Here is a 22,139-nt window from a genome sequence, read left to right as displayed (position 1 = left end):
GCTCCGCCGGGTGTCACCCGCGTCGTCGCGAATCTTTTTCGCCGGGGACGTGGTCCGACCCGACATGGCGCCGAGCGAGCCGGCCGTCACCCTCGACGACGTCCGCAAGACCTACCAGCTAGCCGAGCCGGTCCACGCGCTCGACGGGGTCTCGCTCACGCTTCCCCGCGGCTCGTACACGGCGATCATGGGGCCGAGCGGGTCGGGAAAGTCGACCCTGATGAACGTGATCGGCTGTCTCGACACGCCCACCGAGGGGCGCGTCGTCATCGACGGGGCGGACGTCTCGACGCTCACCGGGCGGGAACGGACCCGACTCCGCGGGACCGAGATCGGGTTCGTCTTCCAGACGTTCAACCTGATGCCCCGGTTGACCGCCCTGGAGAACGTCGCCATGCCGCAACTCTTCCAGAACGTGGGCCGTGCCGACAGGAACGAACGGGCACGCGACCTCTTGGACCGGGTCGGTCTGGCCGACCGGGCGGACCACCGGCCGAACGAACTCTCGGGCGGGCAGCGCCAGCGCGTCGCGCTGGCTCGCGCACTCGTGAACGACCCGGCGATCGTGCTGGCCGACGAACCTTCGGGGAACCTGGACACGGAGACCGAAGCCGGGATCCTCGACCTCTTCGCCGAGTTTCACGACGCCGGTACGACACTGCTGGTCGTCTCTCACGAACGCCACGTCGCCGAACGCGCCGAGCGGATCGTGCACCTGCTCGACGGGACGATCGAGCGAATCGAAGAACTGGACGACGCCCACGACGGATCGGGGCCGCCGTCCGTCGGACCTGACGACGCCCCATCGTCGACCGCTGGACGCGACGAGCACGGCGGTGGGGCGACGGACCGTGGAACGGATCAGGGGGGGACAGATCGGGGGCCAGACCGGTGAAGCCGCTCGCCCTCCTCCGACTCGCCTGGCGGTCGATCGCCGGGCACCGCCTGCGGTCGGCGTTGACGACGCTCGGCGTCATCATCGGCGTCGCGGCCGTCATCGCGTTCGTCACCCTGGGAGCGAGCCTGCAGGCGGGGATCGTCGGCGACATCAGCCCCGACGACCAGCGCAACGTCTACGGCTGGGCGGCCGATCCAGGCACGGAGGGTGGCCCGCTCGCCGGGGCCCAACCGGTCGTCAGCGAAGCCGACCTGGCCGCGCTCGAAGAACGCGACGGGATCGAGGCCGCCTACGGCTACGCGCCGCTCGGTACCCAGGCGGTCGCGAGTGGCGATTCTGTCGTCCCACTGGGCGACGGGGCGTTCGCCACCGGTCCGACGTACGTCAGGGAGAGTGACATCGAAACGGGCCGGCAGTTCGAACCGGGTGAATCCGAAGCCGTCGTCAACCCGGCCGTCGCGGGCGCCTTCGAGTCGAACGTCTCCGTCGGCGACGAGCTCACGCTCGTCTTCCAGGGCGGCGAGACGCGAACGGTGACGGTCGTCGGGATCACCGACACGTCCGAAGGACTGAGTCCGTTCGAGGGCTTCGGCCAGTCACCGCGGCTGTACGTCCCGACCGATCCGTTCTACGCCGGCGCGGATTCGGCGGCCGACGAGGAATCCGACGGAAACGAATCCGCTTCCGACGAGACGGCGGATGGGAACGCGTCCGCTACAGATGGTCCGACCGGCGAGAACGAGTCCGCTGGTGGATCCGAGGCCGACGGGAATGCATCGGCACCCGAGGAAGACGACCCCGACAACGAGAGTGGAGACGGTGGCGATACCGAGGGCGGCACGGGCGGGCTCTCGGCGGGAACCCGGTACACCGCGATCGTCGTCGAGGCACCGTCCGCCGACGACGCGGCGGTCGACCGCGCCCGCGAACAGGCGCGCTCGTATCTGGAGAGCGACGCCTCGGACGCGAGCGCGCTGTTAGCGAGCGGCGAGTTGGAGATCATCCTCCAGACGAGCACACAGCTCCTCCAGCAGGTCCAGGACATCCTCGACCTGTTACAGAACTTCATCGTCGGCGTGGCGGCCATCTCGCTGCTGGTCGGGTCGATCGGCATCGCGAACATCATGCTCGTCTCCGTCACCGAGCGCACCCGCGAGATCGGCATCATGAAGGCCGTCGGCGCGCAGAACCGCGACGTCCTGGGGCTCTTCCTCATGGAGGCGATCGTCCTCGGTGTCATCGGTGCGATCCTCGGGACGGCCCTCGGCCTCGCGACGGGCTACCTCGGTGCGTGGTACATCGACCTCCCGCTGATCTATCCGCTCGAGTACGTCGCGCTCGCGATCGCCGTCGGAATCGGCGTCGGCGTCCTCTCCGGGCTCTACCCCGCGTGGAAGGCCGCGCGGACGGACCCGATCGACGCGTTGCGATACGAGTAACGCAGGCGGAATCGGGTGTGCAGGTTCGTCGGACGAGATCACGCCACCAGGGCATACGGATCCGGATTCGCGACCTCCCACCACGGTTCAGGTGGTGTGTACGTTTCCCACCAGTCGACGCCACGAAACTGCGCCCATGGACCGAGGTCGCGCGGCGGGTCGGTCAGCCACGCCGCGCCGCGGAGCTCGCCGACCAGGATATCGAGGTGCCCGCTCGCGTACGTCGCGTCGAAACAGATCCACAGCGTGTGGAGGTATATTTCGCGCGCGTCGTCAGGCGTCTGGGTCTCCCGGTAGCACAGGAACGGCGCGTCCACGTCGATCGTCAGGTTCGTCTCCTCGGCCACTTCGCGGACGACCGCCTCCTCGGACGTCTCGCCGTCTTCCCTCCCGCCGCCGGGAAGTCGCCAGCGGTCCTCGTCGCCGCGGTGCTGGATCAGGCAGACGACGGGCCCGGTCTCGACCGACTCGTCGGGCATCGACGTCGAAAGCGGCGGAGCGTCGGTCGGTTCACGGACGATCCAGGCGTAGGCGCCGCCGGTGTAGCCCTCGCGAGCGCGATCGAGCAGCCGATCGAACCGCGCCGGCGGAACAGCCGTGTCGGTTTCGACGACTGGGACCGACTCGTAGCGCTCGCAAAGGCGTGCCAGTCTGGCCTCGACGTCGGACCGGTTGACGTGGGTGGTCACTGGGTCTACTGTCGCAATGCGGGCGAAAAATGCTTCCGACCGGACCGAGGTCGCCGATGTCCCCCCTTCCGCAACCGAACCCCTAATCAACGCGAGCGTCCAACGGTGGCGTATGACCAAGCGGCACGTCTCCCTCCCGGACGAGGCGGAGACGGCGATGACCGACTTCATCGACGAGGTCGACGAGCGACTGGCGAGCGACGAGGAGGACACGTGCGACGTCGTCGAGGACGTCCTCATCGACCTGACGGGGGATCGGGACGCCTACGAGCGCTGGGAATCGGGTGAGGACGTTTCGGCCGCCGAGCGCGTCCGCCTACAGAGTTACGACCCCTGCAACACGACCCTCGAGAGCGAGTACTACGCCGAGAAGGACGAGGCGGCGTTCGAGGAGTCGAAACACCTCCAGTGGCTCTGGCGGCAGTTCGACAGCCTGCCGATCGCCGACAACGTCGCGTTCGCCCTCCGGTTTCGGGCGATGCTGGCCGACCACCTCTTCGAGTCCTGCGGCGACGGCTGCCGGTTCTTCAAGGGGATCACGTTCACCTACGGCCACAACATCACCGTCGGCGACAACACCGTGATCCACGACGACGTTCACCTGGACGACCGCGGTGAGTTGACGATCGGAAATCGTGCGTCCATCTCCGACGGCGCCCACATCTACAGTCACGACCACGACCTCGTCGACCAGACCACGGTGCGAAACTACCAGACGATAATCGAGGACGACGCGCGCGTCACGTACGACGCGATGGTCCGCGCGGGCTGTCGCATCGGCGAGAACGCCATCGTCGGCGCACGTGCCGTCGTACAGGGGGACGTTCCAGCCCACCACGTCGCGGTCGGGGCACCCGCGAAGAGCGTCAAAGTCAAACCAGGCTGGGAGGCGGACGCCGCGCCACTCGACGCCGGCGGCGCGGATCGAAAAGAAGATCGCCGCATCGAGTACGACCTCCCCGACGACATAGACGTCTTCGACGAGTTCCAGCGGGACTTCTAACGCCCGACCGCCGCTTGTCCATCGCCGTCTTCACTCACCGGACGACGCCTCGAGTTCGGCGACGGGCGGGCGATACCCGTCGGTAATCGCACGTTACGCGGTCCCACCCGGCAGAGACGCGGGTAATACCCAAGGGGGATGCCATAGTATACCACACCGATGGAACTCTGGGGCTGGCTCGTCGGATACGTCCTCCTGTTCGCCCTCCTCCACGCGTTGCTCTACGTCTACTACGTCCGACGGAACGGCGACGATCAACCCGCCTCGCCGTCGGTGGCGGATCGAACGCTCACCGGCGTCAGTTACGGCTCTCCCATCGACGATCACCACCTCGCCCAGTCGGACGAGCGATACGACGATCCGGACGAGTACGCAGTCGAGGTCGACGGCGACGTCCACCTCTGCAGGACGTGCGGTGCCCCCAACGACGGCGACACCACGTACACCTACTGCTGGAACTGCCTCTCGACGCTCGGGACGTAGGACGCGTACCGTTCCCGGGTCGATAGGACGGTACTCCGGGACACGGGCCCGACACCGGTCGCGAGCGGAGCGGACTGCGAGCGCGTGCGTGAGACACTGCGTGGCAGGGGAGCCAGTGCCCGAGACGCTACGTTCGAAGGGTGTCGACGCGTGAGGCGCTACGTGGCAGGGGAGTCCGCGTCCCCAGGAGAGTCAGCGTGGCAGGGGAGTCAACGTGCGAGCGCGTCGGCGAGTGGATCGAGGTGATCGACGCCGACGACGGCGACGACGTCCCCGTCCGCTCGAAGGGCGTCGAGATGGTCGGCCATACACGCCTCGCGGGTCTCGTCCCGGTACCGTTTCGGGTCGGTCTCGGTCGCGCGGAGTAACGCCGTGACGCCGGAAACGTGACTGCGCTCGTGTGCGGCCTGTGTCGCCGGCGGGTCGTCGACAGCGACGTCGTAGTCGACGGTGTCTGTCACCCCGACGCAGCGCGACGACGGGTCGGACATCGTCGCCGCCAACCGGCACGCGAGCGCCGTCCGGGTCGCGCCGCCGACGCTCGAGAGAACGCGTCGGACGGTCGAGAGCGGGACACGGTCGGCGACGAGTCGCGTCACCAGTCGGCGGAGGAACGACCAGCTCGGCGCGTCGATTCCGGCCACATCGGCATCGGTGGCCGCGATGGCAGCACTCATCTCGCCGCCCGTTCGCGGGTGGTCGTGCTCGTCGAGTCGCGTCGCGTACGCACGATACAGCGGGATCGCCGCCGACGGTAATTCGAGCGCGACCGTCGTCGGCTCCAGAGTGTCGAGGACCGTCTCGACGCGGCCGACGCTCGCCGGGTGGTCGTGGACCACGCCCAGCAGGAGGACGTCACCGTCGTCGCCGGGGCAGTGCCGGTAAAACGGTGCGGAGATACGGGGATCGTCGAACGCGTCGGGGTGTTCGTACCCGTCCATGCGGATATACAGTAATACGGTACTACCGGCATAACCCTTGCGTTTCATCCACCCTAACACCGAGTAATCGTTCGTATAAACACTACAATCAGAAATGTGTGAAAATCTTGGGTATCGAGAGAGTGAGTGGGAGAGTGGGAGTGAGTGGGAGAGTGGGAGTGAGTGGGAGAGTGGGAGTGAGTGGGAAAGTGAGTGAGTGGGAAAGTGAGTGAGTGGGAGAGTGGGAGTGAGTGGGAGAGTGGGAGTGAGTGGGAGAGTGGGAGTGAGTGGGAGAGTGGGAGTGAGTGTGTGGGAGAGTGGGAGTGAGTGGGAGAGTGAGTGTGTGAGTGAGCGCAGCGCGTGGTTCTCGAGTGACGCTAGCAGAGCGAGCGTCGGTTCAGCGACAGCGGTCCAAGCGCCACCAGACGGAGCGGGGACTGGACGGAATATCGATCGATATCGGACCAGACGGTGCGTCGGCGAGCCTACTCGACCAGCCGTTCGATTTCGGTGACGAGAATGTCGCTCGCGCCGGCGCGTTTGACCTCGGTGATCGTCTCGAAGACGTCGCGTTCGTCGACGACGGCGTGGACGGCGACCTTGTCGCCGCCGTTGGCGACGTCCATGATCGTCGGTCCGCCCAGCCCGGGGATGACGTCGCGAACGGCGTCGATCCGGTCCTCGGGGACGTTCATCATGAGGTAGCGCTTGCCGTCTGCGGTGAGGACCGAGGACAGCGCCGTCCGCAGTTCCCTGACTTTCGGTTCGTCGACGACGTCCTCGTGGGCGAACAGGCGGACGGAACTCGAGAGGACCTCGTCGATGATGGCTAAGCGATTCACCTGCAGCGTCGTCCCCGTGCTCGTGATGTCGACGATGGCGTCGGCCATCTCGACGTGGGGCGTGAGTTCCGTCGCGCCGGTAACCTCGACGACCTCAGGGTCGACGCCGGTGTCGGCGAAGAACTCTCGGGTGATCCGCGGGAACTCGGTCGCGACGGTCCGTCCCGCGAGGTCAGAAAGCGAGTCGATGTCGCCGTCCTCCGGCGCGGCGAGGACGAGCCGGCACCGACCGAACTCGAGGTCGAGCAGTTCAGCGAGGCGGTCCGACTGGCCGGACTCGCGGACCTGATCGAGGCCGGTGATGCCCATCTCGGCCGCGCCGTCGGCGATGTACTCGGGAATGTCGGCCGCGCGAGCGAAGAGGACGGTCACCTCGGGATCGACCGTCTCGGCGTAGAGCTTGCGGTCGGCGCCGTTTTCCAGATGGAGACCTGCCCGCTCCAGAAGGTCGATCGTCGGCTCGTGCAGGCGGCCCTTGTTGGGAACGGCGATTCGCATCACGTGACCGTTCGACCGGCGGCGGGAACTGTCTTTCTATCCCAGCGCCGCGTGCGAATCGATGGCAGGTGGCGGACGGTGGGAGACAGGAGAGACGGGAACGGGGTCGAGACGGGGAGGTCGAGGAGGCAGACGAACGCTCGAACCGACGGAACCGCGTGACGAACCGGAGCGAAACGAGGCGATGACGAACCGGCGGGAAACGAGGCGATGACGAACCGGCGGGAAACGAGGGGATCTCCATCGCGCGCGGTGACGGCGCCGATCGAGCCGACGCGACGTGTCGGCGGGGGAATTCGTGGCGGTGTCGTGCGATCAGGCCGTCGCGTCGTCGTCCGGTGGCGTCGGGTCGGAGGTCGCGTACGCGAGTCCGACACCGAGGACGGTTACGAAGAGGATGAAGGCGACGATCGCCCCGACCATGACCTCCGCGCCCTGATCGCCGAGCGCCGTGGCGCTCCCGTAGGTCATGCCCACGTAGAGCATCACGCCGAGCATGACGAGGACGCTCGCGAGGGCCGCCGCGGCCTCGATGACGCTTTCGCGATCGATCATGGATGGGACTTCGTCGGTGTGGCCAAAAGCGTGTCGAAGGGCGGATCGGCGTCGTCGGCGAGCGGAGAAGTCGTCCCGCGTACTCGGCCCCGTCACACCTGCTAGCGCAAGGAGATCCTTATGCTGTCCCGACGCCTGCATTCGGTGATCGACGACCGACCACGGCTCACCCTCGGGACGCAGCCTCGGGTGTCGGTCCCCCCGGCCGTCGTCCCGACTCGGTGACCCGCCGCAGACGCACGTCGAAACACACCAGCGTCTCCCATGAACACCACCGCCTCACCCAAAGCACCGCTGTCCGTCCCGCGCGCCGACCGTCTCGACGAGCGCTCGCGCCGGGCACGGACCGAACCGATGGCCGTCATGGCGCTCGGCGACGGGCTCTACGAGGTCGAGACCGAGGACACGACCTACCTCGTCGACGTTGCCTCCGGACGCTGCAGTTGCCCGGATCACATCTTCCGCGGCGCCCGATGCAAGCACGTCCGCCGCGTCGCCATCGAGATCACCGAAGGACTCGCCCCGCCGCCGGGCCAGCTCGCCGTCGAGTGTCACGACTGCACCGAGACGGTCTTCGTCGACGAGGACGACGACGGCCCCGTCTACTGCGATCGCCACGCCCTCTCGCCGGGCGACGCGGCCCGCGATCGCGAGACCGACGCCCTCGTGACGGTCGTGTCCGTCTCCGACCGGCGCGCAGACGCGACCGCCGTTCCCGCAACGGGCGAATCGGTCGCCAAGTACGGCACGAACGCCGAGTACGACGGCGACGTCCCCGTCGTCGCTGCGGTCTACCCGCACGCGACGGTCCGTCGCAACGGCCCCGTCCCGCGCGAGTTGCAGGTGTACCTCTTCCCGCGAACGCGCCTCGAACGGACGCCGTCAAATTCCTCCCGCGGCTGAAATCTGGGGAGAATCACCCTCGCTCGTCGATCCAGGTTTCGAGCGGCGTCGCTCGCTCGTCGAGTTCCTCGAACCGACGGCGGAGCCAGTCGTGGGCCGCTTGCGAGTCGGATTCGACGAGAACCGTCGGCAGACCGGTGCGGTCGTCGTGCCCGACGATGGAGACGTCCTCGTCGACGGAGAAGGAGAACGGGACGGCCTCGTCGGGGACGATTCCGATCGAGATGGTCGGCGCCGAGAGGACGCGTCGGAACTCGTCGTTGATCGTCTCGTGGGCGTCGAACGCCGTCTCCGTGAACAGCCACTCGACCCGGGATTTCTCTGACAGAAGGGGACCGGCCCGGGCGAACGCTTCGGCGTCGGTGGCACTCGCGGTGACGCCGCGGACGGCCGGTCGCTCCTCGAACCGTTCGACAGCCCGATCGGCGACCCGGTAGGGATTCGACGCGTCGACGACGGTGACCGTCGGGTCGTCCAGTCGGTAGGCGTTGTCGAGTAGCTCCGGGTGCGAGACGACGTCGAACAGCGGTTCGAGTCGCTCGATGGTCTCGGTCGTGGCGCGGAACGATGCGCTCGCCCGACTCAGCGCGCCGCCACGCGCGGTGGTCCGATAGCCGTCGCCGTCGTATTTTACGAGGTCACGCTCTTCGAGCGCGACCGTCGCGCGGTAGATCGTCGTCCGCGAGGTGCCAGTCTCCTCGACGAGTTCCCGCCGAGACCGGGGAGCCGATCGGCAGGCCTCGAGGACCGGCGCGTACCGAAGGAGTTCGATCGCCGTCTCGTACCCGGCCCCCGTCATGGAGGATCCTTTCGATACCAGACATATAACCGTTCAGGTACGAATCGGCTGTTCGTCGGTGAATAGATCTGTCTGGTGCGAATCGATCGGTCGGTCGTGACCGTTCGTTCACCCGGTGACTATAACCGAATAATCTACCAGAATGTCGATAATGACCGGTGGGCACGGGGACGGGGCCGAGGTATCGGGAACTGGGACGGCGAACGACAATCGCGGGAACGCGTGGGAGACCAGGGGCTGTGGGGCCGTGCGATCTACTGGCGACTGGTGGGACCCGACGTCGGCTACGGCGGACGCGGACGGTGCGTCTGCCGACGAAGACGGCGTGAGCAGGCACGGTCGACAGTGTGCACGGAGGCCGGCCCGATGAACCGCCGTCGCCTCCTCTTCGGTGTCCTCGCACTCGGGTTCGTCCTGCTCGCCGGAGCGGGCACCGCAGCGGCCGACGCCCCCAACTGTGCCGACGTCACCTACACCCAGTCGAACGGCGCCTACGAGATCGACTCGGTCGAGAAACTCCAGTGCATCTCCTCGCAGGGGCTCGACGCCGACTACGTCCTGACCGAGAACATCGACGCGAGCGAAACAGCGACCTGGAACGGCGGCGACGGCTTCGATCCGATCGGTGACGTCGATTTTAGCCGCGATGACTGGTTCACGGGCACGTTCGACGGTAACGGAAACGAGATATCCGGACTCACTATATCTCGGCCGAACGAGAGATTTACCGGTCTGTTCGATGGTATCGGCGCCACGGGATCGGTGGCGCACCTTCGGCTCAGCGGTGCGGTCCTCGATACATATTCCCAAACCGGTATTCTCACGGGGGAAAACCAGGGCACTATCTCGGACGTAACCGTCGAGGGGACCGTTTCGGGAGACAGTGCTCAGGTCGGCGGTCTGGTTGGGTTGAACGGGGGAATAGTCACCAGATCGTCGAGCTTCGGATCGGTTTCGGGCGGGAATTACGTCGGCGGACTCGTCGGTGATCAAGTTGCTTCGAACGCAGATGCGATAACGCAGTCGTACGCTGCGAGTACCGTTTCCACGAGTCCGCAATATTATGGCGGGCTAGTCGGGAGGAATAACGGAGACATTCCGCTCGACACGACGTACTGGAACACCGACCTGACAGATCAGGGAGTGGTCGACTCCCCCGCACCCCCGATCGGTCTCACGACCGACGAGATGCAGGGAGCGGACGCCGTCTCGCACATGGATGGACTCGATTTCGATACTGTCTGGAAAACGCGAACCAATCCAGCGGGGTATCCACTCTTGCGATCGTTCGTCGATCCAGCGAGCGTTTCGTTCGGCTCTCCGTCCATCTCGACGGAGTCAGTGAGCGCAGGCGATACGGTCGACGCATCGATCACTGTCGAGAACGCGGGCAAGCTCGCGGGGAGGTACAACGTCTCACTTGCAGTTGACGGGACCATCGAAGAGTGGGTCAACGGCACCATCGACGGCGGGTCGACCGAGACGGTCGCGATTACACAGACGCTGACGGATATCGGTGACCGATCGGTGACCGTGACCGGCGGAAGCGCGACCGCGACCGAAACCGTCTCGGTCTCCGATGAGACCGCCCCGACGGCTGAAGCCGGAGTCGACAAGACTACCGACGAGGATACCACCCTCGCGTTTGACGGGTCGGGCTCGACAGACAATGGGAATATCGACTCGTTCGAGTGGAAGTTCGACGATGATTCGACAGCGACCGGAAAGACGGCCGGTCACACATACGCCGACCCCGGCACCTACACTGTCACGCTCACTGTTACCGACGCAGCCGGTAATACCGATATCGATACGGCGATCGTCACCGTCGAGGACGTGACGGATCCGTCCGCCGATGTGGGCGGTGATCGAACGATCGACGAGGACGCCATCCGCACGTTCGACGCCTCCGCTTCCTCCGATAACGTCGACGTCGTGTCGTACGAATGGGACTTCGGCGACGACACGACCGCGACCGGAGAGACGGTCGAGCACGCCTACGCCGATCCCGACGAGTACATCGTCACCCTCACCGTCACCGACGGCGCGGGCAACACTGACACCGACACCGTGACCGTCACCGTCGAGGACGTCACGCCTCCGGCTGCCGATGCAGGCGCCGATCAGACGGTCGACGAAGATTCGTCAGTTTCCTTCGACGCTTCCGCGTCCAGCGACAACGTCGGAATCGCATCCTACGCGTGGGACCTCGGCGACGGCTCGACGGCGACCGGAGAGACGGCGACCCACACCTACACCGATCCGGGCGAGTACACTGCCACGCTCACCGTGGCGGACGACGCCGGCAACACCGACACCGACACGGTGACTGTCACCGTCGAGGACGTGACCGCACCGACGGCTGACGCAGGGAGCGGCCTGACCGCGGACGAGGATACGGCGATTTCCTTCGACGCGTCGGCCTCGACCGACAACGACGCCATCGCCACCTACGTGTGGGACCTCGGCGACGGCTCGACGGCGACCGGAGAGACGGCGACCCACACCTACACCGATCCGGGCACCTACACCGTCACGCTCACCGTGACAGACGAGGTCGGCAACACCGATACTGACACGGTGACCGTTACCGTCGAGGACGTGACCGTACCGACGGCTGACGCGGGTAGCGACCTGACCGGGGACGAGGATTCGTCAGTTTCCTTCGACGCGTCGGCCTCGACCGACAACGACGCCATCGCATCCTACGCGTGGGACTTCGGCGACGGCTCCACCGCGACCGGAGAGACGGCGACCCACACCTACGCCGATCCAGGCACGTACACCGCCACGCTCACCGTCACCGACGACGCCGGCAACACCGACACCGACACGGTGACTGTCACCGTCGAAGACGTGACCGCGCCGACGGCGGACGCGACCACCAACGAGTCGACCGGCACCGCGACCGAAGCGATCGCGTTCGACGGATCCGGCTCGATCGACAACCACGCGATCGCCTCCTACGCGTGGGACCTCGGCGACGGCTCGACCGCGGCCGGGGAGACGGTCGAGCACACCTACGACGCTCCGGGCGCGTACACCGTCACGCTCACCGTGACCGACGACGCCGGTACCACTGACACAGCCACCGTGACCGTCACCGTCGAGCCGGGACCGGCGACGGCGGTCACCGTCGAAACCCAGCCGAGCGACAGCACCGCAGGCGACAGCATCACTGGACCACCTGCTGCGCTGGTGACGGACACGAAGGGCAATCCCGTCCCGGACGTACCGGTCGACGTCGCAGTGAGCCTCGGCGGCGGGGCGATCACCGACGGCGAAACCACACTCGAAACCGACGCAAACGGCGTCGCCACGTTCGACGACCTCGTCGTCGAGACGGCTGACGCCTATCGTCTGCGGTTCTCGATCGACGACGACGGGACCGTCGAATCGAGTGATTGGGTCGACTCTACCGTGTTCGACGTCACCTCGGCAGCGGTCGATTCGGTCGCCGTCGAGACGCACCCGGCGGACACGACGGCAGGCGAGGCCATCGCCGGCCCGCCGACCGCAATCGTCAGCGATCAGTACGGTAATCCCGTCCCGGGCGTCGATGTCGAAGTGACCGTCAACGGGTCGTTCGCCGGCGGCGCGACGACGAACGCGACGGGTGCCGACGGGACCGCCACGTTTTCGGCCCTCGTCGTCGACGCGGCCGGCTCCTACGAACTCTCGTTCGAGGTCGCCGGACGAGCCGCCGTCACCACCGAGGCGTTCACCGTCGACGCCGGCCAGGCTGCATCTGTCGCCGTGGTGACCCAGCCAGGCGAGACGATCGATGGCGACTCGATCGCCGGTCCACCCACGGCGCTCGTCGTCGACGCGTCTGGAAACCCGGTCGCAGGGGTCGACGTGACCGCCACCGTCAACGACACGTTCGAGTCCGGGGCCACGACCGTCCAGACGGCAGCCGACGGAACCGCCACGTTTGCCGACCTCGTCGTCGACTCGACGGGACGCTACGCGCTCACGTTCGAGGCGGCCGGCGTCGGCTCGGCCGCGACGAGCGACGGATTCGCGGTCCTCGCGCCCGCGAATATCTCGGTCTCAGTCCTCGATCCAGCCACCGCCGAGATCGCGCCGAACGAGTCGCTCTCGGTGACGGCGGCGGTATCCAACGGCGGGGACCTCGAAGGGACGCAGGACGTCGAGTTCCGACTCGACGGCGAGGCGGTCTCCGCCCGAACGGTGACGCTCGGTGGCGGCGAGTCGACGACCGTGGCGTTCGACAACGTCTCGACGAGCCACCTCGGACCGGGCGATTACGCCTACGGAGTCTACGGCATCGAGGGCGACGCTACCGGGACGCTGACCGTGCTCGAACCCGCCGTTTTCGAGGTCTCCGACCTCTCGCCGGGCGACGTCACGGCCGACGCGAGCGAGTCGGTCGACGTGACCGCCACCGTCACGAACACTGGTCAAGTTGGGGGGACCGAACGGGTGACGCTCACGCTGGACGGCGCAGATCGCGGGAATCGAACGGTCGATCTCGACGGCGGAAAGTCGACGCCGGTCACGTACGAAGATGTCTCACTTCCCAGCTCGTCCGGTGAGTATCGGTACGCCGTCGGAACGACCGACGACGAGGCGAGTGCAATCGCGACCGTCGAGTCGTCGCCGTTGCCGCCGCGAACACCGATATCGGTGCGGTCCGCGACGCTCGAAACGGACGTCGTTTCGGTGGGCGAACCGGTGACGATCGAAGCGACGATCGAGAATCCCCGGAAGACGTCGGTGCACGTCAGTTCGGCGCTCTCCGTCGACGGCGACGGCGTCGAGACGGCGACCGTCCGCGTTCCCGCCGACGGGACCCAGACGATCACGTTCGAGCGAGCGTTCGACGCCCCCGGCGAGTACGACCTCGCGGTGGACGGCGTTTCGGCCGGGACGGTGACGGTGACCGAAGAATCCTCGGTGCCGTCGGTCGTCGACGTGGTGCTCGTCACCGACGAAGTCGTCGCCGGCGAGGAGGTGATCGTCGAAGCGACCGTCGAGAACTCCGGCACCGAAGAGCGGACGCACGTCGTGACCCTCTCACTGGACGGGACCATCGTCGCGAACGAGACGATCGCGCTCGGGGCGGGCGACCGGGAACCGGTGACCGTGACTCACGTCGTCGACGAGCCCGGAACGTACACGCTCACCGTCGGCGACGACGGGTTCGACGTGACAGTGAGCCCGGCCGGATCGTCGACCGACGCGTCCGAAAACAGTGGTGAATCCGGCGGATCGGAGACGCCGGACGAACCATCGTCGACCGACGGCGTCCCCGGATTCGGCGTCTTCGGCGCAGTCCTCGCGCTCTGTGCGGTCGCGATTCGTCGGTCCAGGAGGTAGGGGCGGACTGGGATCCGGCGCTCGTCCTCGCTCACCTGGCCGGGGTACTTACCTCCCCGGCGGTCGACGTCACCCCATGACCGAGGGGATCGATTACGGTCGGTTCGAGCGCGGCCGGAACGTCAATTACTGGGAACTCGATCCCACGTTGGGGCGCGAACTTCGCCGGGTGATGGACGACGTCGAGTTCGAGTGGGCCGAATCCCGACTCTCGTCCTTCGGTGAACTGGTGGGCCACACCGTCGCAAACAACGCCGATCGGGTCGACGCGACCGGCCCCGAACTCGAACCCTGGACTCGCTACGGCGAGGTGCAGAATTTCGTCCGATACCCGCCCGAGCAACTGGAGAACGACCGGCTGGTCTACGAGCGCGGGATCGTCGCCGACGCGTTCCGCCCGCCCCCGGGTCGCGAGGAGCCGGTGGCCCTCTCCCACACCATGGGGATGCTCACGCTCCTCTCGTACGCCGACGCGGGCTTCGGCTGTCCCGTCGCGATGACGGCCGGGGCTGCGGTCGTCCTCCGGAAATTCGGCGACGAGGCGACCGACCCGTACTACGAGGCGCTCGTGAGTCGCGAGTACGAGGATCTCGTGGAGGGCGCGATGTTCCTCACCGAGGAACAGGGAGGGAGCGACGTGGGAGCGATCGAGACGACCGCCGAGTACGACGAGGAGTCGGGCTACTGGCACCTCTCGGGCGAGAAGTGGTTCTGTTCCAATATCGACGCCGAAGGGACGCTTGCGCTCGCCCGAACGCCCGACGCCCCCGACGGCACGGCGGGGCTCTCGATGTTTCTCGTCCCGCACGCCGACCCAACGGTGGTCGACGGACCCCTGACGAAGGGCGACCGGTACGGAGCGGGCGCGAGCCGCGGGGCCGATGGCGCCGACGCGGACGGCGCGCCCGTGAACGAAGGGCCCGCTCTCGATCCCGACCTGGTGAACGACCAGCTGTATCGCCGACTGAAGGACAAGCTGGGGACGATCTCCGTCCCGACCGGTGAGGTCGAGTTCGACGGTGCGAACGCGATCCTCGTCGGCGAGGAGGGGTCGGGCTTCCAACAGATGGCCGAGATGTTGAACGTCGAGCGCCTGTCGAACGCGGCGGCCGCCTGCGGCGTGATGGGGCGCGCGCTTCTCGAGAGCCGGATCCAGGCGGCCACGCGCGAAGCCTTCGGCTCGACGATCAACGAGTATCCGCTCATGCGCGAAGACCTGGTCGACACGACCGTCGACTACGAGGCCGCGACGGCGTTCACGTTCGACGCCGCGGCGCTGCTCTCGCGATACGAACGGAGCGAATGGAGCGAGAATGAAGACGGCGACGAGACGGCCGGCGACGACGGAGCGCGCGGCGTGGACACGCCGACCGGCGACGGAGACCGCGTCACGCCGAACGACGACGGCGACCACGCGACATCGACCGGCGACCGGGCCACACCACCCGACGAGGCGCCCCTGTCGGGCCCGACCGATCCCGACCGGGTCTACCGCCTGTTGCGGGCGCTGACGCCGATCGCGAAACTCCGGACGGGCCGGATGGCCGTCGACACGGCCTCCTACGCCATGGAGATCCAGGGCGGCAACGGCTACGTCTCCGACTTCGTCACCCACCGGCTCCTGCGTGACGCCCAGGTACTCCCCATCTGGGAGGGCACGGAGAACGTGCTCTCGCTCGACCTCCTCCGCGCGCTGGATCGCGAGGACTCCCACGAGCCCCTGCTGGAGACGATCGACGACCGCCTGGCGTTCGTCACCCACCCGGCGCTCGCCGCCGCCGTCGAGACGACGCGCGAGGCGTCCGCCGATCTCTCTCGGGCGCTCGCCACGCTCGCTGGATCGGACGACGAGTACGCCCAGCTCTCGGCGAAGCGACTCGCCCACTACGTCTTCGACGTCTACACGGCCGCGCTCTTGCTGGCGGAGGCTCAGGCTGATCTGGATCGAGACGGGGCGGGCGGTGAGAACCCGGCAGCCGAGACGTCCGGTGCGACCGGCGGACCGGACGGCCGCACTGCACTCGTCGCTCAACGCTTCGTCGAGACACACCTTCGCGACCGGGACGCACGCGGAATCACGAGCGAGGATCGCTTCGTCATCGAGCACTTCGACGCCATCGTCCGGTACGCGTCGGTCGCGCCGGAGATACTCGGGGAGCCGTAGCGGTGGTCGAGGAGCTGTAACGCATATAAGCTCGACGAACCGACTGGGTCGCATTCGAGCGACGTTCCCAGGTGTCTGCGCTCGGTCTCACCGAACGGCAGTGACAGGCATCGGCGGTCGATCAGCGCTCACCTGACCACGGTGACCGGCATCGGCGCCCGTCGCACGACCTGTTCGGCGACGCTGCCGAGCAGGACGCGCGCCATGCCGTCGCGGCCGTGATTGCCGACCACGACGTGGTCGACGTCGTTCTCGTTCGCGTAGCGGACGATCTCGCGAGTCGGTTCGCCGAAGGCGACCTCCGTCCGGAGTTCGACGTCGGTCGTGTCCAGGGTGGCGTCTACGTCCGCCGAGAGCTCCGTCCGGGACTCCTCGCGCAGTTGCTTGATCCCCTCTTTTGCGAAACCGACGCTCGCGTCGACCAGCCCGTCTGGCGTGTCGAGCACCCGCAACAAGACGATCTCCTGGCCGTCGAAGGTCTGTGCCGCGTGCTGGAGCGCTTTCTGCGCCGGTTCGGAGCCGTCGAATGCGACGAGTACCGTCATGGCTCGACAGTGGCGGGCCTGAGGCAAATCGGTTCGGATCGACGAGCGGGCCGCCATCGGCGAGGAGACGTCGGATCTCGAAGAACGAGTCGGGCGTTCGTCGCGCCGGAACGAGGCGGGCGGGGATCGGTGGCACCTGTCACACGGTCGGGAATACCCCCACTCTGGCCCGGACGGGGACGCCATCACATATATTCGAGGCGGAGGCCCACGACGTCAGTCGTGGGTCGGTGACTCCGGGAGGAACGACATCGTCTCCGCGATCACGCGCTCGTGGTCGCGGCGGAAGGAGTGGTCTTCACCGGGCAGTTCCACCAGTTCGCCCGTCGGGAGCGCGTCGACGAGCGCGGCGGCGTTCTCCATCGAGAGGGTGTCCTCGTCCCCCTGGAGGAGGCGGACGGGGATCTCGATCGACGCGAGATCGTCGTCCGAGATCGATGGCTCGTCGTCGTGGTCGCCCGCCAGGATCGCCGGCGCCCAGAGGACGAGTCGATCGACCGCCTCGGGGAGGTGCCACAGCGCGATCCGCCCGCCGAAACTCTTCGCGACCACCGTGATCGTCTCACAGCCCCGGTCCCGAAGGAAATCGACCGACGCCTCGAGCTCGGCCGCGAAGTCTGCGTCGGTCTTTGCCTCGAGATCGGTCGGAAACGGCCACGTCTCGAAGCGAGCCACCTGGTGACCCGAATTCGCGGCCGTCCGAGCGAACCGGAGGAACACGTCGCCGAACGGACCGTGTCCCGCGCCGGGAACCATCAGGATCCCACTGTCGGTCTCCGCGTCCGGGACGTTCAACCGGCCCGGGTATCGCTCGTCACCGACGTCGAGTGTCACGTCCATCGCACACATTGACGACGAAGAATTCCCGAGTAGGTCCGATAAAACTATCGAGATGTTGGCCGATTGGAGACCGAGAACCCCTCGTCGGGACGGTGGAACACCGGCGATCGGGCCGATGGAGGGCGCGATGCTGCGTTCCAACGGCCGGTCGGTCCGATCTCCGTCGATCAGCCGGCATCCCGGCCCCGTCGAAGCCAGCTACTCCAGAATATCGGCTGCCTCCTCGACGTCCATGATCCCCTGTTCGACGGCGGTGAGGACGCGGACGATTTCGGGATCCGGACCGGGGTCGGCCGCGTCGTCGCCCACTTCGTCCAGGGTGACCTTCTCGCTCGTACCGACGAACTCGTCGAAGTCGGTCCCTTCGGCGATGGCGGTCTCCTTCTTGACGCGGTAGTTCCCGCCGTCGGTGGTGTGGAGGTCGCCGGGGTGGAAGAAGTACCAGTCCTCGCGGTCGAAGCGGACGCCGATGCGGGGCTTCGCGCCGAAGTTCCGCGAGAAGTAGATGAGCGCTTCGACCTCCTCGCCGGTGAGGTAGATGGGATCCCCTGAACTCGACTTGGCCTCGACGGCGTAGAAGACCTCGCCGTCGCCGGCCAGCACGTCCGGGAGTTCGCGTTCCGTCGCCGAGCCGCTGGCGGGTGCCCGCATGACCGCGAACCCGGCCTCGTCGAGCCGGTTGACGAGTTCGCGTTCGCGTCGGTCACCCTTCGCCTGGGACATGGCGATAGCTCGCGGGCGGGCGTACATAAACAAGACGGGAGCGAGGCGACGGTGGAACGAGACGGTAACGAGGCGACGGATGGGTCGAGGGTCGGGGGCCGGTGGCGCCGACCGGCTACGAGACTGGATCGCGCATCAGACGGGAACGGCGGCGACCAGCGCCCCGAGGATCGCGGTAGACGACTCGAGTTCCTCCGGCGCGTACCGAAGCGCGAGGTAGAGGAGGCCGAACTGGATGGCGTTGAACGTGGCGTGTGCGATGATGGGAACGAGGAGGTTGTCGGACCTCGCGTAGAGGTAGCCGAAGATGACCGCGCCGCCGAAGACGACGGCGAGGGAGGTGGCGATGGCGCCGGCCGGTTCGAACGAGCCGTCGGCCGCCAGGGCGTACGTGGGGACGTGCGACAGCGCGAAGATGAGCGCGGCGACGAGTACCGCACCCACGCGGCTGAACGACGAGTAGAGGCGTTTCTGGACGACGTTTCGGAAGAGGAACTCTTCGGCGGGCGCGTTGAACGCGAAGACGATGACGATCATGACGAGTACCATGTTCGGATCGTTCCCGATCAGGCCCATCACCTGGTTGTCGGACGACGAGAGGTCGAGTACCGTCGCGACGACCTGCACGGCGATCAGGAACGCGATGCTCCCGACGACGCCGTAGACGACGTACCGCCAGCCCCGTCCGGTGGGTCGCTCGAGATCGAGCCAGTCCCAGCCGCGACCCGTCCACCGGAGGTAGAGCGCACCGGTCAGCGCGTAGCCGAGGAACTGGAGGATCAGGTAGACGACCGTCGCGAGGTCGGACGCCGCTGCCGGATCGGTGAGGATCGACGGATCGAGCAGCCCTGCCGGTGTCGCGGTGGCCGTGGCGACGAGTAACCCTGCGACCGACAGCGACAGCGCGACGAACACGGCCCTGAGCGGGCCGCCGGGTGCCTGAACCGACGGACTCGACTGCGACGTGGACATACCCGACCGTTCGTCGTGCGGACTCTTGGATGTTCGTCTCCACCCGTCACTTCTAAGCCGGTATCGGCCCACCGGCCCCCATGGACGACGATCACATCGTCGAGGCGGTCGCGCCCGAAGCCGCCTTCTCGGTGCTCGCCGACGACTCTCGCATCGCCATCCTCCGGGCGCTCTGGGACGCGGAGGGCCAGCGGGCGACGTTCTCTGAACTTCGGGAGGCCGTGGGAATGCGCGACTCGGGGAAGTTCAACTACCACCTCGGCAAGCTCACCGACCGGTTCGTCCGCAAGGCCGACGACGGCTACGAACTGCGGGCGGCCGGTCGACACGTCGTCGGGGCACTGCTTTCGGGGGCGTACACGATGGACGGCGAAATCGATCCGATCGATCTCGACGATCCGTGTCCCCTCTGTGGCGACGCGCTCACCTTCTCCTACGAGGACGATCGCGCGCGGATCGAGTGCGCCGACGGGCCATTCGAGACGGCGTTTCCGATCCCACCGGGAGCGTTCGCGGGCTACCCGGCCGAGGCGTTTCCCGAACTCGCCGACCGGTACCTCCGGACGCTCCTGAGTCAGGCGCGAAACGAGTTCTGCTCGGCCTGCGAGGGGCGCGTCACCCTGTCACTCACGGAGAAACAGCTCGACGAACTCCCGCCGACGATGGACGGCCTCGTGCTGGCCACCTACGACTGCGACCGGTGTGGGATGTCGACACAACTCGACCTCGCGACCCTCCTGCTCGACGAACCCGCAGTCGTTCGGTTCTACGACGAGCACGACGTCGACGTTCGCACGATACGGTTCTGGCAACTCGGGGCGCGCTCCGGCCTCCCACGATCGACGATACCGGCCGAGGGACCCCACGCCGCCGACGTCACCTACGAGATCGACGGTGACGCGGTGACGCTCTCCGTCGCCGACGACCTCTCGGTCGTCTCGGTCGAGCGGGAGTCAGCGTAGCGACCGGGTGGTCTGCCGGCACAACAGACAGAATTTTTACAGAAGGGCGATTCTGCCGCCCCGATTACAGAAGTGTCGTTCTGATTACCCTTATGGCGGTTCGGGTGCTGGTCGGTTCCATGCGAGGACTATTCGACAATCGGACGTTTCGCCGCCTGTTCGCGGGCCGCGTGATCACGAACCTCGGCGACAGCCTCTACTTCATCGGCGCGATGTGGCTCGTGTACAGCCTGACCGGTGATCCGTTCTACACCGGGGTCGCCGGCTTTCTAACCCAGGGGCCGGCGGTCTTTCAGTTCCTGGCGGGACCGATCGTCGACCGACACCCGATCCGCCGGTTGCTCGTCGGCACGCAACTCTTCCAGGCGGTGATCGTCGCGACGATCCCGATCGCCCACGCCCTGGACGCACTGACCGTCTGGCACGTGCTCGCGGTGATGCCGATCCTCTCGGCGGCGAACCAACTGGTCTACCCGGCGCAGACGGCCGCTCTCCCGAGGATCGTAGACGAGGCGGAGCTCGTCGCCGCCAACTCGGCCTTCTCCGTCGCCTACCAGGGCTTCGAGATGGTCGCCAACGGCATCGGCGGGGTGATCATCGGCTTCGTCGGCGCAGTCTCGCTGTTCGTGATCGACGCCGCCACGTTCGGGATTGCTGCACTCGTCTTCGCCACACTCGCGATTCCGCCCGCGAACGCGGGCGACGAGAGCACGGCGACCGACGACGGACGGACCGGTGACGGGGTCGAGAGCGGCGGTGGCGAGCCCGCGGCCGACGGCGGAACACCGACCCGAGCGAACGACGCTGACTCCGACGACGAGGGATCGCCCGAAGACGGATCGACGGACGATCACGCAAGCGACACTACACCGCCGGAGTCGGACGGCTACGTCGACCGCCTTCGCGAGGGGGCGGACGTCCTCCGGGGGACCTTCCTGCTCCCGCTGGTCGTGGCGGCGTCGATCCTCAACGTCACCGGCGGGATGGTGATGGCGTCCATTCCGGCGTACGCCGACTCGCTGGCGGTCCCGACTGCGCTCTCCGCGCTCGGCGCCGCGGGCGCGTACGGGATCCTCATGGCGGCCTTCGCCGGCGGGAACTTTCTCGGGGCGCTCGCCGCCTCCGCCGTCTCCGATCGCCCCTTCGGGTACGTCTTCCTCGCCTCCGGATTCGCGACCGGCACGCTCTGGACGGCCGGCCTCCTCGTCGACTGGCTCCCGCTGACCGCCCTCCTGTTCACCCTGGCACTCGTCCCCGTCGGCACCGTCAACGTCCAGATCGCAACCATCGTCCAGACGGCGCCCCCGGAGGCGCTGGTCGGCCGGGTGAGCAGCCTCCTCGGATCGGCCTCGACGGCGGTCGTTCCCGTCGGCGCGCTCCTCGGGGGCATCGTCGCGGGGGCACTGGGTCCGCGGGCCGCGATGGCCGGAATCGGCGTCGCTGGTCTCGGACAAGCGGTCTACCTCCTCGCCAACGCGGAGATCCGGGGGCTTCCACCCGCGGGTGAGACGAGTCTGGACGGGTGACCCCCCACGACTGTGGTCTACGCCGTCTCCTCGAC

At 67.2% G+C, this 22,139-nt stretch carries 18 protein-coding genes; 9 read left to right on the top strand and 9 right to left on the bottom strand.

Annotated features, from left to right (window positions below; genetic code table 11):
- The first annotated feature begins 64 nt into the window (after nt 1–64).
- Together NO366_RS06970 and NO366_RS06965 are read left to right on the top strand one after the other, a co-directional pair.
- Nucleotides 65–895, top strand: a complete 831-nt coding sequence (locus NO366_RS06970) for an ABC transporter ATP-binding protein (protein ID WP_256533605.1) — start codon at nt 65–67, stop codon at nt 893–895.
- Nucleotides 892–2,337, top strand: coding sequence for an ABC transporter permease (locus tag NO366_RS06965; RefSeq protein ID WP_256533604.1), 1,446 nt, complete (start codon nt 892–894; stop codon nt 2,335–2,337). The genes NO366_RS06970 and NO366_RS06965 overlap by 4 nt, the downstream gene beginning before the upstream one ends.
- A gap of 38 nt (nt 2,338–2,375) precedes the next feature.
- Here the strand turns inward: NO366_RS06965 and NO366_RS06960 are convergent, their stop codons facing one another.
- On the bottom strand, nt 2,376–3,026 hold the full coding sequence (locus NO366_RS06960; protein WP_256533603.1) for an NUDIX domain-containing protein: 651 nt from the start codon (nt 3,024–3,026) through the stop codon (nt 2,376–2,378).
- 112 nt (nt 3,027–3,138) lie between these two features.
- Here NO366_RS06960 and NO366_RS06955 point away from each other — a divergent pair, with 112 nt between their 5' ends.
- The gene (locus NO366_RS06955) at nt 3,139–4,029 is read left to right on the top strand and encodes an acyltransferase (RefSeq protein ID WP_256533602.1); all 891 of its coding nucleotides are present in this window, start codon (nt 3,139–3,141) and stop codon (nt 4,027–4,029) included.
- 159 nt (nt 4,030–4,188) lie between these two features.
- Complete coding sequence (locus NO366_RS06950; protein WP_256533601.1) at nt 4,189–4,512, top strand: DUF7577 domain-containing protein; 324 nt, start codon at nt 4,189–4,191, stop codon at nt 4,510–4,512.
- 209 nt (nt 4,513–4,721) lie between these two features.
- On the opposite strand, the gene NO366_RS06945 is transcribed toward NO366_RS06950, so the two are convergent.
- The 3 genes from NO366_RS06945 to NO366_RS06935 all read right to left on the bottom strand — a co-directional run bounded on the left by NO366_RS06945 (nt 4,722) and on the right by NO366_RS06935 (nt 7,327).
- Nucleotides 4,722–5,453, bottom strand: a complete 732-nt coding sequence (locus NO366_RS06945; protein ID WP_256533600.1) for a hypothetical protein — start codon at nt 5,451–5,453, stop codon at nt 4,722–4,724.
- A gap of 464 nt (nt 5,454–5,917) precedes the next feature.
- On the bottom strand, nt 5,918–6,772 hold the full coding sequence (hisG, locus tag NO366_RS06940; RefSeq protein ID WP_256533599.1) for an ATP phosphoribosyltransferase: 855 nt from the start codon (nt 6,770–6,772) through the stop codon (nt 5,918–5,920).
- A gap of 315 nt (nt 6,773–7,087) precedes the next feature.
- Nucleotides 7,088–7,327, bottom strand: a complete 240-nt coding sequence (locus tag NO366_RS06935; protein ID WP_256533598.1) for a DUF7472 family protein — start codon at nt 7,325–7,327, stop codon at nt 7,088–7,090.
- Nucleotides 7,328–7,591: 264 nt separating this feature from the next.
- On the opposite strand from NO366_RS06935, the gene NO366_RS06930 reads away from it, so the two are divergent.
- A complete protein-coding gene (locus NO366_RS06930) occupies nt 7,592–8,230 on the top strand; it encodes an SWIM zinc finger family protein (RefSeq protein WP_256533597.1) in 639 nt (212 codons plus the stop codon).
- A gap of 13 nt (nt 8,231–8,243) precedes the next feature.
- Here NO366_RS06930 and NO366_RS06925 read toward each other — a convergent pair whose 3' ends face one another.
- Nucleotides 8,244–9,029, bottom strand: coding sequence for a helix-turn-helix transcriptional regulator (locus NO366_RS06925; RefSeq protein WP_256533596.1), 786 nt, complete (start codon nt 9,027–9,029; stop codon nt 8,244–8,246).
- 366 nt (nt 9,030–9,395) lie between these two features.
- Here NO366_RS06925 and NO366_RS06920 point away from each other — a divergent pair, with 366 nt between their 5' ends.
- On the top strand, nt 9,396–14,372 hold the full coding sequence (locus NO366_RS06920) for a PKD domain-containing protein (RefSeq protein ID WP_256533595.1): 4,977 nt from the start codon (nt 9,396–9,398) through the stop codon (nt 14,370–14,372).
- Between the two features lie 76 nt (nt 14,373–14,448).
- The gene (locus tag NO366_RS06915) at nt 14,449–16,536 is read left to right on the top strand and encodes an acyl-CoA dehydrogenase family protein (RefSeq protein WP_256533594.1); all 2,088 of its coding nucleotides are present in this window, start codon (nt 14,449–14,451) and stop codon (nt 16,534–16,536) included.
- A gap of 128 nt (nt 16,537–16,664) precedes the next feature.
- Here NO366_RS06915 and NO366_RS06910 read toward each other — a convergent pair whose 3' ends face one another.
- From NO366_RS06910 to NO366_RS06895, 4 genes are all read right to left on the bottom strand, one after another.
- Complete coding sequence (locus NO366_RS06910) at nt 16,665–17,081, bottom strand: universal stress protein (RefSeq protein ID WP_256533593.1); 417 nt, start codon at nt 17,079–17,081, stop codon at nt 16,665–16,667.
- A gap of 216 nt (nt 17,082–17,297) precedes the next feature.
- Nucleotides 17,298–17,930, bottom strand: a complete 633-nt coding sequence (locus NO366_RS06905; RefSeq protein WP_256533592.1) for an alpha/beta hydrolase — start codon at nt 17,928–17,930, stop codon at nt 17,298–17,300.
- Between the two features lie 189 nt (nt 17,931–18,119).
- Complete coding sequence (gene hjc / locus NO366_RS06900) at nt 18,120–18,644, bottom strand: Holliday junction resolvase Hjc (protein WP_256533591.1); 525 nt, start codon at nt 18,642–18,644, stop codon at nt 18,120–18,122.
- A 135-nt stretch (nt 18,645–18,779) separates the two neighbouring features.
- Nucleotides 18,780–19,616 (bottom strand): CPBP family intramembrane glutamic endopeptidase, encoded by an 837-nt coding sequence (locus NO366_RS06895; RefSeq protein ID WP_256533590.1) that lies wholly within the window; start codon nt 19,614–19,616, stop codon nt 18,780–18,782.
- Nucleotides 19,617–19,696: 80 nt separating this feature from the next.
- Between NO366_RS06895 and NO366_RS06890 the strand changes: the two genes are divergently transcribed.
- Nucleotides 19,697–20,578: an ArsR/SmtB family transcription factor gene (locus NO366_RS06890; protein ID WP_256533589.1), complete on the top strand. Its 882-nt coding sequence runs from the start codon at nt 19,697–19,699 to the stop codon at nt 20,576–20,578.
- 119 nt (nt 20,579–20,697) lie between these two features.
- Nucleotides 20,698–22,104 carry an MFS transporter gene (locus NO366_RS06885; protein ID WP_256533588.1) on the top strand — a complete coding sequence of 469 codons (1,407 nt, stop codon included), beginning with the start codon at nt 20,698–20,700 and terminating at the stop codon, nt 22,102–22,104.
- Nucleotides 22,105–22,139 lie beyond the last annotated feature (35 nt).

Source organism: Halovivax cerinus (assembly GCF_024498195.1).
GTDB classification, from domain to species: Archaea; Halobacteriota; Halobacteria; order Halobacteriales; family Natrialbaceae; genus Halovivax; species Halovivax cerinus.
This window is presented reverse-complemented; position numbering and strand designations above follow the sequence as displayed.

Bases quoted from the DNA above. Each gene is read 5' to 3' on its own strand.
- NO366_RS06970 (WP_256533605.1), top strand. From the start codon at position 65: ATGGCGCCGAGCGAGCCGGCCGTCACCCTCGACGACGTCCGCAAGACC.
- NO366_RS06890 (WP_256533589.1), top strand. From the start codon at position 19,697: ATGGACGACGATCACATCGTCGAGGCGGTCGCGCCCGAAGCCGCCTTC.
- NO366_RS06935 (WP_256533598.1), bottom strand. From the start codon at position 7,327: ATGATCGATCGCGAAAGCGTCATCGAGGCCGCGGCGGCCCTCGCGAGC.
- NO366_RS06930 (WP_256533597.1), top strand. From the start codon at position 7,592: ATGAACACCACCGCCTCACCCAAAGCACCGCTGTCCGTCCCGCGCGCC.
- NO366_RS06905 (WP_256533592.1), bottom strand. From the start codon at position 17,930: ATGTGTGCGATGGACGTGACACTCGACGTCGGTGACGAGCGATACCCG.
- NO366_RS06920 (WP_256533595.1), top strand. From the start codon at position 9,396: ATGAACCGCCGTCGCCTCCTCTTCGGTGTCCTCGCACTCGGGTTCGTC.
- hjc (WP_256533591.1), bottom strand. From the start codon at position 18,644: ATGTCCCAGGCGAAGGGTGACCGACGCGAACGCGAACTCGTCAACCGG.
- NO366_RS06895 (WP_256533590.1), bottom strand. From the start codon at position 19,616: ATGTCCACGTCGCAGTCGAGTCCGTCGGTTCAGGCACCCGGCGGCCCG.
- NO366_RS06910 (WP_256533593.1), bottom strand. From the start codon at position 17,081: ATGACGGTACTCGTCGCATTCGACGGCTCCGAACCGGCGCAGAAAGCG.
- NO366_RS06925 (WP_256533596.1), bottom strand. From the start codon at position 9,029: ATGACGGGGGCCGGGTACGAGACGGCGATCGAACTCCTTCGGTACGCG.
- NO366_RS06950 (WP_256533601.1), top strand. From the start codon at position 4,189: ATGGAACTCTGGGGCTGGCTCGTCGGATACGTCCTCCTGTTCGCCCTC.
- NO366_RS06945 (WP_256533600.1), bottom strand. From the start codon at position 5,453: ATGGACGGGTACGAACACCCCGACGCGTTCGACGATCCCCGTATCTCC.
- NO366_RS06885 (WP_256533588.1), top strand. From the start codon at position 20,698: ATGCGAGGACTATTCGACAATCGGACGTTTCGCCGCCTGTTCGCGGGC.
- NO366_RS06915 (WP_256533594.1), top strand. From the start codon at position 14,449: ATGACCGAGGGGATCGATTACGGTCGGTTCGAGCGCGGCCGGAACGTC.
- NO366_RS06955 (WP_256533602.1), top strand. From the start codon at position 3,139: ATGACCAAGCGGCACGTCTCCCTCCCGGACGAGGCGGAGACGGCGATG.
- hisG (WP_256533599.1), bottom strand. From the start codon at position 6,772: ATGCGAATCGCCGTTCCCAACAAGGGCCGCCTGCACGAGCCGACGATC.